The sequence below is a fragment of the Lamprobacter modestohalophilus genome, from assembly GCF_016583905.1.
In the GTDB taxonomy this organism is placed as follows: domain Bacteria; phylum Pseudomonadota; class Gammaproteobacteria; order Chromatiales; family Chromatiaceae; genus Lamprobacter; species Lamprobacter modestohalophilus.
Genome location: NZ_NRRY01000031.1, coordinates 12,315 through 25,352 on the forward strand (window position 1 = coordinate 12,315; position 13,038 = coordinate 25,352).

Consider the following 13,038-nt stretch of genomic DNA (forward strand, 5'->3'; position numbering starts at 1 on the left):
TCTTTGCCCGTCTTTTTAAGATCATAGCGCAACTCATAGCGCATCTGTAACGACAATGTCGTTACGTTGACGTTCCCCCGGGACGATCGCAAGTCCAGGGCACGATGTAACGGTGCACCTGGTCGCCGTCCTGATGCTCGCCGATGATCGCTTGCACGCTATAGACGCTGGCGAGATGCGAGGGACTGAGCACGGTCTCGACCGGGCCGCTTGCGACCGCGACGCCTTGGTCGAGCAGCAGCAGGCGATCGCAGAAGCGGCTTGCTAGCGTCAGGTCATGCAGGACGACGACGACGGTTTGTCCGGCCTGACAGCGGGCGCGCAGTAGCTCCATGACGCGGAGCTGATGCATCGGGTCGAGCGCGGCGACTGGCTCGTCGGCGAGCAGGACATCGGCCTCCACTGCGAGCACGCGGGCCAGACGGGCGCGGGCGCGCTCACCGCCAGAGAGCTCATCGGCACGGCGCTCGCGCAGTGACCAGATATCAGTCGCCTGCATTGCCTGCTCGATCGCGCGCTCGTCGGCCTGGGCCTGGGCATTGCCGCCTTTGCGGCCGCCGAGCCCAGCGCTGCCTAACCCGGCGCCGCGCCACCAACTCCCGCGGTAGGGGTGCCGGCCAAGCGCGACCAGATTCTGCACGCTGATCGGCCATTGCAAGCGGTCGTCCTGGCTCAGATAGGCCAACCGCTGCGCGCGCGCTCGCGCTGACAGTTGCGCCAGCGGCTGACCATCGAGGCTGACTGTTCCGCTGTAGGGCAACAGCTGCATGATGGCCTTGACCAGGGTGCTCTTGCCGGCCCCATTCGGCCCGATGAGCCCGAAGAGTTCGCCGGCCATGATCTCGAGATCGAGGTTCTCGAGCAGTCGCTTGCCACCGATGTCGACCGATAAGGCCTCTACCTTCAACAGGCTCATAGCATATCCCTCCGCGAGCGCAGCACCAGGGCCAGGAAGAAGGGTGCGCCGACCAGCGCCGTGACCACCCCGAGCTGGAGCTCCTTTGGCGTACCGATCAGCCGCAGGGCGATATCCGCGACGAGCACCAAGATGGCCCCGCCTAAGGCGCTCGGCAGCAGCAGCTGGCCCGGTCGATAGCGGACGAAGCGGCGCAGCATGTGCGGGACCACCAGCCCGACGAAGCCGATGGCGCCGGTGACCGCGACACAGGCACCGACGCTGAGCGCCGTGCCGAGGATGATCAAGACCCGCAGCCGCGGCAGATTGACGCCGAGGCTGGTGGCCTCCGCCTCACCGAGGGCAAGCACCTCCAGCGCTGGCGCGGAGGCGAGGAGCAGCAGCACGCCGATCAGCACGAAGGGCAGGATCAGTTGCACATCGGCAAAGCTGCGATCGCTGATCGAGCCGAGCAGCCAGAGCACGATGTCTTGCACATCGTAGGGATTCGGCGCCAGGTTCAAGGCCAAGGAGGTCAGCGCGGAGGCCAGCGCCGAGACGGCGACGCCGGCCAGGATCAGCGTCAGGTTCGAGGAGCCCGCGCGGGCCAGTGCGTAGAGAAATAGGGTTGCGATCAATGCGAACAGCATCGCCGCCGCCGGCAGCGCCCAGGCGTTGAGCGCGCTGAGACCAAAGTACAGGGTGAGGACCGCACCCAGGCCAGCGCTCGAGGAGATGCCGAGCAGGCCGGGCTCCGCCAGCGGATTGCGCAGCAGACCCTGCAGAGCGGCACCTGAGACGCCCAGCGCGAGCCCGACCAGCCAGGCGAGCAAGACCCGGGGTAAGCGAATCTGCTGCACGATGAGCTGATGCGTGTCCGGGCCGTTGCCGAACAGCCCGGCAACCACTTCGCTGAGGGACAGTGGCGCCGCACCGAAGCGCAGCGACATCAGGCTCAGCCCGAGCAGGAGCAGCAGCAGCCCGAGATTGAGCGCCGCCGTTCCAGCGCTCAGCGGTGTTGTCTGTCGGCGCGCGCTCACCTGGTCACCTGTGGTGTTTTCCTGTTCACCGCGCCACCTCAGGTGCAGGCGCATTCATCTCTAGCTGAAGCTCAACCCTCTCTGGTACAGGCGCCAGCTCGCGCTCGATCGTCGCGAGGCGATCGGCGATGAGCTCGGCGGCATCGATCAGCTCAAGTCCCCCACAGCCCCAGGCGCTACTGCTCGGCATCTGGATGCTTGGCACCTGCTCGAGCAGACGCCGTAACAACGGGTGGCGTCCGTAGCGAGACTTCGATTGCGGTTGTGACTGATCGAAGTAGCCGAGCAGGAACAGATCGGGCGGATCGGCGACGAGCTGCTCGAGTGGGAGGCTACCCCAGCCGCGGATGCCGTTTTCCGCGGCCAGGTTGCGCAGGCCGATCAGCTGGAGCATCGCGTCGACATAGGTTTCGCTGCCAGCGGTGCCGCCATTGGGGCGCAGATAGAGCGCGCGGGGCGCCGGACTCGTCTTCGACGCCCGATAAGATGCCGCGCGCTCAGCAAGGCTGTTGACCCGAGCCCTGGCCTGCGACACCTGCTGCTGTCCAGCGCTGTCGCGGCCGATCTCATGCGCAATCGTTAGGGTCATTGAGAAGGCATCCTCGATCTCGCGGGGGTAGGGGAGTGACACCAGCGCGATCCCTTGTTGCGCCAACAGCTGGGTATGTGGGCGCCCAGACCATCCCAGATAGGTCAGCGCGATCTGGGGCTCGAAGTAGAGCAGCTCCTCGACCGCTCCGCGATTCGCTGGATAGTCGCTCGCCAAGCGCGCCATCGGCGATTGTGCAGGGTCTTGTGCCTGATACGAGACCGACAAGATCTGCTCAGGTGCCGCTAGACGCAACAGGAGCAGGTCGGCGCAGAGGTTGGTGCTGACCACCGAGGGCAAAGGTGCCGAGGCGCTCTGGGAGTGATTCTCTGTGGCCATCAGCGGCTGGCTGAGCATGACTGTGATGAGCGTGATGAGTGTGATGAGCACACTCGCGAGCGCGCCGCGCACAAGCAGCGGAAGGAGGCTGCGGCGATGGCGACCTCGATGGGATGGTATCGATTGAAAAGGCACGGGTCGTTACAGACGATGCTGGGCCAGAGCCCAGCTGACGTGTTCGCGGACCAGGGCACTTGGATGCTTGAGGCGCGCCTGCAAGGCTTGGCGAACCGCCTCAGAACTCGGTGCATTGCCCAAGGCGACGGCGATGTTGCGCAGCCAGCGTTCATGGCCGAGGCGGCGGATCGCGCTGCCTTCGGTGCGCGACAGGAACGCGGCCTCATCCCAACTGAACAGCTCAACCAGGGTGGTGGCATCGAGCCCATTGCGAGCAAAAAAGTCGGTCTCGTTGGTCAGCCGTGCGAAGCGATTCCAGGGGCAGCAGAGCTGGCAATCATCGCAGCCGTAGATGTGATTGCCCATCTGCAGGCGCAATGCCTCCGGGATTGGCCCGAAGTGTTCGATGGTCAGGTAAGAGATGCAGCGCCGTGCGTCGAGCTGAAACGGCGCAATGATGGCCTTGGTTGGGCAGATATCGATGCAGGCCTGGCAGCGCCCGCAATGCTCGCTTGCGGGCTGATCCGGCGGCAGCGGGAGGTCGCAGTAGATCTCGCCGAGGAAGAACCAAGAGCCGGCATCAGGATTGATCAGGTTGGTGTGCTTGCCGATCCAACCGAGCCCGGCCTTCTCCGCCAGGGGCTTTTCCATGACCGGCGCCGAGTCGACGAAGACCCGCCAGCCGTAAGCGCCGATGCGGTCTTCGAGCTGTTGCGCCAGGCGTTTCAGGCGTGCGCGCAGCACCTTGTGATAATCGCGACCGAGCGCATAGCGCGAGACGAAGGCGCGGGCTGGGTCGGCAAGTGCCGCGTCGATGGCCTGCTGATGTTCTGGAAGATAGTCCATCCGCGCGGAGATCACGGACAGGGTTCCAGGCATCAGCTGCGCGGGCCGTGTGCGCTTGTGACCATGCCGGGCCATGTACTCCATGTCGCCGTGCATCGATGCGTCTAACCAGTGTTGTAACCGGGTCTCGGCCTGCGCAAGGTCGCAGTCGGCAATGCCAACCTGCTGGAACCCGAGTGCCTGTCCCCAGGCCTTGATGTCGAGCGCCAAGGCGTCCAGTGCTAAAGCATCCAGTGCTAAGGCGTCAATGGCTAAGGCGTCGAGCGCGCTTGGCGAGCAGTGTTGGCGCGTATCATTCGGCATGGTTTTGCGCCGCGTAGACGGCGATCTGCTGTCGTTGTTGGAGGTGCGCGTTAAGGTGAATCTGACGCGATTCATTGTCCGGGGTGGCGCCGCGCTGTGAGCGTTAGGGTATCTCATCCGGGGCTTGCATGAGCGCATGGCGCCGGAGGCTCAATGAGCGGGACTGACCTCTGGCCAGCGCAGCACAGGATGCCGATCGGGTCAGAGCCGGAGCCTCATCAAGCGGTGCCGACCCTCCGGGTCGCGCACCAGCTAGAGATGTCATCGGCGGGCATCGGGCGGGCGATCGCATAGCCTTGGCCGAGGGTGCAGCCGAGCTGCAGCAAGCGTTCGCTGTGGGCGGCGGTCTCCACGCCTTCGGCCAGCACCTGACGCCGGAACGCGGCGGCCAGACTGATGATGCCCTCGAGAATCGCCAGATCATCGGGGTCATCCAGCATATCGCGCACGAAGCTCTGGTCGATCTTGATGGTTTCCACCGGCAGGCGTTTCAGGTAGCTCAGCGAGGAGTAGCCGGTGCCAAAGTCATCCAGCGCCAAGGACAGGCCCAGCGCTTGGACGGCGCGCAGGGTTTTGGTCACCGCGACGATATCCTCCAGGGCGCTGGTTTCCAGCACCTCCAATTCCAGATCGCTGGGGTGCGCCTGCGGATAACGCGCCAAGGCCGCGCTCAGTTTGGCGATGAAATCGGCCTGGGCCAGTTGCAGGGCATCGACATTGACGCTGACCGGCAGCACCAGACCGGTGGCGCGCCAGGCGCTGACTTGCGCTAGCGCCGCCTCGATCACCCAATCGCCCAGCGCCACGATCAGCGGATCATTGGCGATGAGCGGCAAGAACACGCCTGGGGGTAAGACGCCGCGTTCGGGGTGTTGCCAGCGGATCAGCGCCTCGGCGCCGATCACCCTGCCGTCACGCATATCCACCTTGGGCTGGTAGTAGAGGACGAATTCTTGCCGCGCGAGCGCGTGGCGAATGCATTCGCGGCCTTCATGACGCTCGCGCAATTGACGGTCATAGGCGTCGTCAAAGAGATGATAACGATTCTTGCCGGTGAGCTTGGCCTGATACATGGCCTGATCGGCCTGGCGCAGCAATTGATCGGCATCGACCGGCTCGGTTTGCGGATACAGACAGGCCCCAAGACTGGCCGAGACCTGTAACTGAAGCCCCTGTTCATGGTGTGGCTCGGCGGCGGCCAGCAGCAACTGTTGTAGTAAGGGCAAGCTGGCCTCGAGAGGCGGAACATCCATGAACACCACGGCAAATTCATCGCCGCCTAGGCGCGCCAGGAGGTCGCCCTCGCGCAGCACCCCTGTCAATCTCTTCGCGACGCCGACCAGCAAGCGATCACCGACCTCATGGCCATGGGTGTCATTGACGGCCTTGAAGCCATCCAGATCCAGATAGACCACGGCCATGCGCTCGCCCCGACGGCTGGTCTGCGCCATCGCTTGCCGTAACCGGTCGATCAACAACACGCGGTTGGGCAGGCCGGTGAGGGTGTCGAAGTGGGCAATCTGTTGCAACTGCTGCTGGTGTTGCTCCAGCATGCGGATCTTGTTGAGGGCCAGTTCCGCGAGTCCGGCGGCGGAGGTGATGAACCCGAGTTGGTGTTCATCCGGCACCGGCTGGGGATTTAACCAGTTGAACACCAGCAGATGGTAACCGTCCTCGCGCAGGCTGAAGGGATACCAAAACAGGCTGCCAATGTGCATCCGTTCATGCAGGATGGCCGCCGAACCATCCGCACTCAACGCCGGGTGGATGGCATCGGCGTGGCTGACCAGCCAGGTGCGCTGTTGGCGTATGTAGGTGACCCCGCTCCTGAATGTGGCCAGCGGATAGCGACCGATGGAGGAGGGCATGTTGGGATGTGCGGGATTGAGCCATTCATGCAGACCGATGATCAGTTGCTGCTTGAAATCGATGTCGTAGACCAGCGCTCGGTCCGCCCCCAAGGCCTCGCCAAGGTGTTTGCAGGTGGTGGCGAGGATCGATTCTACGCTGTACTCGGCGGCGATGGTCTGGGAGATGGCATCGATCGCCTGACGGTGCTTTTTCTGTGCCGAGATGTCCAAGAACACCGCGATGTAGCGTTGTATCTGACCCGCTGCATCGTACACCGTACTGATGGTTAGCAGCTCGGCATACTCGGCGCCATTTTGGCGTCGGTTCCAGATCTCGCCGCTCCAGCGTCCCTGCGTCTGCAGGATCTGCCACATCTGCTGGTAGAAGGCCTTAGGGTGTCGACCGGAATTCAGCAGGTGCGGATTGCGCCCAAGGACGTCCTCGCGCGGGTAGCCGGTGATGCGGGTAAAGGCCGCATTCACATCGATGATCTTGGCCTGGGCGTCGGTGATGACGATGCCTTCATGGGTGTGCTCGAAGACACTGGCGGCGAGTTGTAGCCGGGCTTCGGCCTGTTTGCGCTCATGGATATTCTCAAACAGGGTGACGGCACCCGCGAAGCTGCCGTTTTGCATCAGGGGTCGGGCGACCACCAAGACCTCGAAGCAGTCTCCATCAGCGCGCCGGAATGCGGTTTCTTTGCGATACTCCTGACCGGCGCGCAACTTCTGGATGATCGGGCAGGGTGGCTCTGCCCCCCCGACAGCCATGCCAGCGCTCTCCTTATTCTCATGGTGGTGAAACAGTTCATGCGGTGACTGGCCCACGAGATCCCTGTCGCTGTAGCCGAGCAGATCCTGGGCATAGGGATTGGCGGTGACAATCCGGTGCTCGGCATCGGTTAGGTAGAGCCCCTGGCCCAGGGTGTCGGCAATCACCTTGAGGCGATGCCGCTCGCTGAGCTTTTCGTCCAGCGCGCGCAGCAGAAAAAACAGCACCAGGGCCACGACCAGCAACGCCAACCAGGTGCCGATGACACGCACCAGCAACGCCTGATCCAGCGCGGATAAGCCCGGCTCAACCACATACGCGACGAGCATGCCGACCTCGGCCTCACCGGGGTCGCGCACTGGTATCGCGAGCACCGCGTAATGGTGGCGATGATCCGCGCGCAGTCGAAACGCCTGTGGCTGGCCTTGCCGCAGCCGCTCGATAAGCGCCGGGCGCTCGCCGAGGCGCGCGATCAGTGGCTCGATCGCCGCCGGCAGCGGTGGTGGTGAATCCGCCCGCAGGCGGTGTGGGTCTTCGATCAGGAAGGCCGCCGACGCCGGCCAGGCGGCGTACAGGCCCTGCTGCTCATCGAAGAGGATGTCGCGCTGGCGTTGCTGATGCAGCAGCAACTGGAACGCATGCCGCGGCATCAGCGCCTGTAGCTCTTCGAGCAGGGCCTTGAACGGCAGACTGAACTCCACGCTGCCCAAATGCCGGCCCTGTTCATCGATGATCGGAAACAGGCTACGGTAGCCGGACACCACGCGCCCGACCTCAAACCCAAACACCGGCTCGAGCTCGGTATTGGCGATGCGAATCGATGCGCGCACGGCCAGTAGGTTGTCGCCGAAACGCGCCGGATGATGAAAGCGTAGAAAACTGTCGCCATTGGGGCGGTGGAAGTGGAACTGGCGCAGACCGCGCTCGACCATGCGCGCATAGGCCGGGCTCAGATGCCGGAACAACTGCAGGCGCGCCGCGTCGATCTGAGCGGGATCTTGCGCGGCCTGTAGCAAGGCCATGGTGCGCGGCTGCTCGACATATTCCTCGAAATAGGTCACCACCGTATTGCGCTGCAGGGCCTGTATCGCTTGCCAGCTGATCGCCAGCGTCGACAGATTGCGCTCCAGCAGCGCCTGCACCGACTTGGCATGCTCGACCCAGAACAGGCCCAGCGCCATGAGGGCGGCGAGCAGCCAGGCCAAGGCCAGCGCCCACCCCCAGCGGCGTCGCCGCAGGACTGCTGGGGCTTTGGTCATCCTGTGGAAGACCTTGCTGCCGCTGCCCCCGTTCGCTCCGATTCCTCTAACAGGCAGAGGCACTAGGGCGCGACCTGATCGAGCCAGTCGGCAGCAAATGCGCGCATGGCTTCAATACGCTCGAAGAGTCGGCGTTCGAAGGCCGCGAAGCCATGACGGCCATTCTGCAGGAGGGCAAGCTGATCTTCGGGCAGGGCAAGCAGCGCCGCCTGCAACAGGTTGAACGTCTCGACGCCCAGGCGCTCGGTGTTGGCGGCCAGGACGAAGCCGGGGACCGGCTCCGACGCCGCGAGCACCCGCAAGCCCAGCCCGTGAAAGTTCAGCGCCAGGGTTTCCTTGGCCCCGCCGAGCATAAAGGACTCCCGCAGCACGGCCAGCGCCACCTCGTCATGACCACCCTGGTACGTCGCTTGAACAGCGGCCGGAATGATGCCGTGCTCGGCCAGCAGCCAGAAGCTGGCGGTCGGTCCGCAAGTCGATTCCCGGCGCGTCAGTGCCAGCGTTAGCGGCTGCTCGCGGCCGGCGACCTGGAAGAGCGCCCTCAGGCCATCGACCGGAGCCACGAGAACACAGCGATAATCGGTTCGCCCGTCCGCTTCACGGAAGGTCGCCAGCGCCTGCAGGTGAGGCATCGACTCGCGCGCCAACAGGAACGGCAGTGGGCCAAGTTCGGTGAGGTCGACGGCGCCGCCTGTGATGGCATCGAGTAGGGCGGCATGGTCGGGGTACAGACGCATCTCGAGGGGGCGCTGCAGTAACTGCGCCAGTAGATCGGCCAGTGGCTGATTGCGCGCTTGGGTCAGCGAGGGGTTTTCCAGCGGCAGGGGCGCGTAGACCAATGCCGGCTCGGCCGTCGACTCGGTCGCCGACGATCCAGCCGAGGGTAAGAGGATGAAGCACAGCGCTGTGACCGCTCTTGCAAACCGGGCCATCTGACGACGACCAGACAGTCGCGGGTAAGATCCAAAAAGGTGCATATTCTCATCATAGGGGTCACGAGTGCCGCACCAACCATTCGCAAAGCGCATGTGGGACCATCGCAAAAGGATAGGCTCTGCCGACGAAGAAGACAGATAATCCTAAGTATTGATAGCCCATGTGATCCGAAATCACAAGTCATCATGCGTAGCCGCTTTGCGTGCTTGTTGCGTGCTTGGCACAGATCTTAACAGCAGGGCCTGGACAGCAGGGCGTTAACAGCTCCCGATTTCGCTGCGATGCCTGCTGACGAGCGTCAAGCGGCGCGAGCGCGTCTCTGCCTATACTAGACGGCTTTTTTGCGGCCCGACTCCTAGGTCGCGCCGCCTGTAGGATGTTGAATGAAGCTGTCTGTCTCGATTCCGGGGCTCGCGATCGTTTTGGCGATGGCTACCCAGTCGGTCTTTGCTCAGGTCGAAGCCGTCGGTGAGCTTGACCCGATCGTGGTGACCGCCACGCGCACGGCACAGACCGACGACGAGACGCTGGCCTCGGTCACGGTGATCGATCGTGCCGAGATCGAACGGCGTCAGTCGCGCAGCATGACGGACGTCTTGCGCGGGCTGCCTGGCGTCGAGGTTGTGACCAATGGTGGGCTTGGGCACAACAGCTCGGTCTATCTGCGCGGCACCCGGCCCGACCACAGCTTGCTGCTGATCGATGGGGTGCGCATCGGCTCGGCGAGCAGTGGCTTCCTGCCTTGGGCCTCGATTCCGCTGGGGCAGGTCGAGCGGGTCGAGGTGGTGCGCGGTCCCAGCTCCAGTCTCTATGGCTCGGAGGCCATTGGTGGCGTGGTCCAGGTCTTCACGCGCCGAGGCCAGGGTGGTCCGCTGACACCAAGGCTGCTGCTCGGCGCCGGCACCTACAACACCGCGAACGCGCAGTTTGGTCTGTCCGCCGGCACCGAGACCGCCTATGGGACGGGCTGGTTCGATGCCGGACTTGGCTTCGAGCAGACCCAAGGCTTTAACGTCTGCGACGGCCAACCGCGGAGTGTCGGAGGTGGCGGCTGCGGCGTCTACGAATTCGATGATGACGGCTACAGCAACGGCAATGGCTCCCTGCGTGCTGGCTGGGCCTTCTCTGATCGGCTCGAGCTGGATGTCAATTTCCTGCGCTCGGTTGGCGATCTCGACTACGACGGTAGCCTGTTCTATGGCAACGAACAGCGCCAGGTGCTGCAGGTGGCGGGCGCGAGCCTGGTCGCCAAGCCACTCGACCCCTGGACGCTGACCTTGCGCGCTGGTCGTAGCTGGGACGATAGCGAGGTGTTCGCTGATGGTGTGTTCATCAACCGGCTCGATACCCGACGCGATCAGCTCAGCTGGCAGAACGATATCGCCTTCGCGCCACAGCAACTGGCAACCATTGGCATCGACTACCTGCGCGATGAGCTCAGCACCCCGACCGCCTATAACGAGACCTCGCGCGAGACGACGGGCGCCTTCGGCCAGTACCTTGGTCGCCTGCTGGGCCAGGATCTTCAGCTCAGCCTGCGCCATGACGACAACGACCAGTACGGCGGCCAAACCACCGGCAACGCGCTCTGGGGCTATGAGCTCACTCATGGGCTACGCCTGACCGCCGCCTACGGTACCGCTTTCAAGGCGCCGACCTTCAACGACCTCTATTATCCCGGTTACGGCAATCCCGACCTCGAGCCGGAGAGCTCGCGCAGCCTAGAGCTTGGCGTCTCGGGCCGCCATGGTTGGGGTGATTGGGCGCTGAATGCCTACCAGACCGATATCGATGATCTGATCGCGTTCGATGCCGCGACCTACTCGCCGATGAATATTGATCGGGCACGCATCCGTGGCGTCGAGCTTTGGGGCACGGCTGAGTTGGCGGGCTGGCTGCTCGATGCCAACCTGACCTTGCTCGATCCACGCAACGAGAGCGAAGGGCCCAACGACGGCAACCTGCTACCACGCCGTGCCGAGCAGACCTTGAGGCTCGACGCCGACCGGCAGTTCGGCCGGATTGGCATTGGTGGCACTCTGTTCGCGGCTGGCCGACGCTTCGATAACGACGCTAACACGGTGCGACTGGATGGCTACAAGCTGTTCGATCTGCGTGCTGATTACGCCTTCACTGACGCCCTGCGGATCGAGGGTCGAGTCGAGAATCTATTCGACGAGCAGTATGAGACCGCGGCGTTTTTCAACCAGCCCGGCCGCACGTTCTTTGTCGCGCTGCGCTATGCGCCTTAGAGGCGCCTTAGGTGCGCCTTAGGTGCGCCTCAAGAACGGCGACCCACCACGCCCGAGGAATACCCGTTGAATCCTGATCTCGTAAATCCTGATCTCGTGAATCTTGATCTCGAATGGCTTCATGCCCCCGCCGCAGCGGTCGACTTGGATGCTCGCGAAGCCGCCATCAGCCGCCAGGGCGAGCTGACCAAGCCGCTAGGCTCACTCGGCCGGCTGGAAGACATCGCGATTCAACTCGCCGCCCTGCAAGGGCGTGAGCAGCCAGCGTTGGGGCAGGTACAGATTGCCGTGTTTGCCGCCGACCATGGGGTTGCCGCGTCGGGGGTTTCGGCCTTCCCGCAGGCGGTCACGGCGCAGATGGTCGCCAACATGGCCTCCGGTGGCGCCGCCATCAGTGTGCTGGCACGGGAGATCGGCGCCGGGATCGAGCTGATCAATCTTGGCACCGTGGCGCCCGTGCCGGCGCATCCGCTGATCCGGGATGCGGTGATAGACGCCGGCAGCGCCAACCTTGCCGAAGGTCCGGCGATGTCGGCTGAGCAGCTCGCGCTGGCGCTGGCTGAGGGTAAAGCGGCGGTGCAGCGGGCGCGTGCGGCTGGCGCCGAGCTCTTCATTGCGGGAGAGATGGGGATCGGTAACACGACCCCGGCAACGGCGCTCGCCTGCGCACTGCTGGCGCTGCCGGTCGTGGAGCTGGTCGGCCCTGGCACCGGGCTTGATCGCAGCGGCATCGAGCGCAAGCGCGCGCTGATCGAGCGAGCACTGACGCTGCATCGTGACCAGCTTGGCGATCAGCCTGGCAATCTACCTGGCAATCTACCTGGCGGTCTGCCTGGCAACCAGCTTGGCGATCCACTCGCCGATCCGCTCAGTGCGCTAGCGCGGCTTGGCGGCTTCGAGATCGCCGCGATGGCGGGCGCCTATGTTGCCTGTGCTCAGCAAGGGCTGCCGATGCTCGTCGACGGCTTCATCAGCACGGCGGCAGCCTTGGTCGCGAGCCGGCTCTGCCCGGGTGCGGTTGATTGGATGTTGCTTGCGCACGCCTCCGCTGAGCCCGGGCATCGGGCGATGGTCGAGGCAATCGGGCTGCGGCCGTTGCTGGATCTCGGCATGCGCTTGGGCGAGGGCAGCGGCGCCGCAGCGGCGGTACCGCTGTTGCGTCTGGCCTGTGCGCTGCACGCGCAGATGGCGACCTTTGCTGAGGCGGGCGTCGCCGCTCAGGCCAGCTAATGTCTCGCCTGGTCGATCTGATCCGTCACGGTGAGGTCGCCGGCGGCGCCTGCTTTCGCGGCCGGCGCGATGATCCGCTCAGCGCGATGGGATGGTCGCAGCTTGAGGCTGCGACGGCCGATCAAACAGCCGGAGGACTCAGCCGCTGGGATCGCATCCTCTGCTCGCCGGCTTCGCGCTGCGCGGCCTTTGCTGACTGGCTTGGAGAACGGCTCGGGCTGCAGGTCGAGCAGGTCGAGGCCTTGCGCGAGCGCGATTTCGGCGCCTGGGAAGGGCTGCGCGCGGATCAGATTCCGCTCGATGACCTGGCTCGTTTTTGGGCCGACCCGAGCGGCTACGATCCGCCGAGTTCGGAGCCCTTTGCGGTCTTTCGCCAGCGTGTGATCGATGCCTGGTGTCGGCTCCTGGCCGGGAGCGGAGATCACCTGTTGCTGATCACGCATGGAGGCGTCATCCGAGTCATCTTGGGCGAGCTGCTCGGCATCCCCGCCGAGCGGCTAATCCTGCTCGAGGTACCAACCGCCTGTCGCTCGCGTGTACGGCTGCCCGCCGAGGGCGGCCTGCCAAGCCTGATCGCTCATGGCTGCTGATCCGGTGGGGATCATGAACG

At 64.3% G+C, this 13,038-nt stretch carries 9 protein-coding genes; 3 read left to right on the forward strand and 6 right to left on the reverse strand.

What is annotated here, in order from left to right; genetic code table 11:
* Positions 1–61: 61 nt before the first annotated feature.
* The 6 genes from CKO42_RS16745 to CKO42_RS16780 all read right to left on the reverse strand — a co-directional run bounded on the left by CKO42_RS16745 (position 62) and on the right by CKO42_RS16780 (position 8,942).
* A complete protein-coding gene (locus CKO42_RS16745; protein ID WP_200246512.1) occupies positions 62–916 on the reverse strand; it encodes an ABC transporter ATP-binding protein in 855 nt (284 codons plus the stop codon).
* Complete coding sequence (locus CKO42_RS16750) at positions 913–1,935, reverse strand: FecCD family ABC transporter permease (RefSeq protein ID WP_338034936.1); 1,023 nt, start codon at positions 1,933–1,935, stop codon at positions 913–915. Before CKO42_RS16750 ends, CKO42_RS16745 begins: the two co-directional genes overlap by 4 nt.
* A gap of 25 nt (positions 1,936–1,960) precedes the next feature.
* The gene (locus CKO42_RS16755; protein ID WP_338034937.1) at positions 1,961–2,914 is read right to left on the reverse strand and encodes an ABC transporter substrate-binding protein; all 954 of its coding nucleotides are present in this window, start codon (positions 2,912–2,914) and stop codon (positions 1,961–1,963) included.
* Between the two features lie 90 nt (positions 2,915–3,004).
* Positions 3,005–4,129: a tRNA epoxyqueuosine(34) reductase QueG gene (gene queG / locus CKO42_RS16760; protein ID WP_200246517.1), complete on the reverse strand. Its 1,125-nt coding sequence runs from the start codon at positions 4,127–4,129 to the stop codon at positions 3,005–3,007.
* A gap of 218 nt (positions 4,130–4,347) precedes the next feature.
* A complete protein-coding gene (locus tag CKO42_RS27410; protein ID WP_242479458.1) occupies positions 4,348–8,010 on the reverse strand; it encodes an EAL domain-containing protein in 3,663 nt (1,220 codons plus the stop codon).
* Between the two features lie 62 nt (positions 8,011–8,072).
* The gene (locus tag CKO42_RS16780) at positions 8,073–8,942 is read right to left on the reverse strand and encodes a PhnD/SsuA/transferrin family substrate-binding protein (protein ID WP_200246519.1); all 870 of its coding nucleotides are present in this window, start codon (positions 8,940–8,942) and stop codon (positions 8,073–8,075) included.
* A 387-nt stretch (positions 8,943–9,329) separates the two neighbouring features.
* Here CKO42_RS16780 and btuB point away from each other — a divergent pair, with 387 nt between their 5' ends.
* The 3 genes from btuB to CKO42_RS16795 all read left to right on the forward strand — a co-directional run bounded on the left by btuB (position 9,330) and on the right by CKO42_RS16795 (position 13,018).
* Entirely contained in the window at positions 9,330–11,198 is a 1,869-nt protein-coding gene (btuB, locus tag CKO42_RS16785) for a TonB-dependent vitamin B12 receptor (protein WP_200246521.1), read from the forward strand.
* A gap of 96 nt (positions 11,199–11,294) precedes the next feature.
* The gene (locus CKO42_RS16790; RefSeq protein ID WP_200246575.1) at positions 11,295–12,428 is read left to right on the forward strand and encodes a nicotinate-nucleotide--dimethylbenzimidazole phosphoribosyltransferase; all 1,134 of its coding nucleotides are present in this window, start codon (positions 11,295–11,297) and stop codon (positions 12,426–12,428) included.
* Entirely contained in the window at positions 12,428–13,018 is a 591-nt protein-coding gene (locus CKO42_RS16795) for a histidine phosphatase family protein (protein ID WP_200246523.1), read from the forward strand. Before CKO42_RS16790 ends, CKO42_RS16795 begins: the two co-directional genes overlap by 1 nt.
* Positions 13,019–13,038 lie beyond the last annotated feature (20 nt).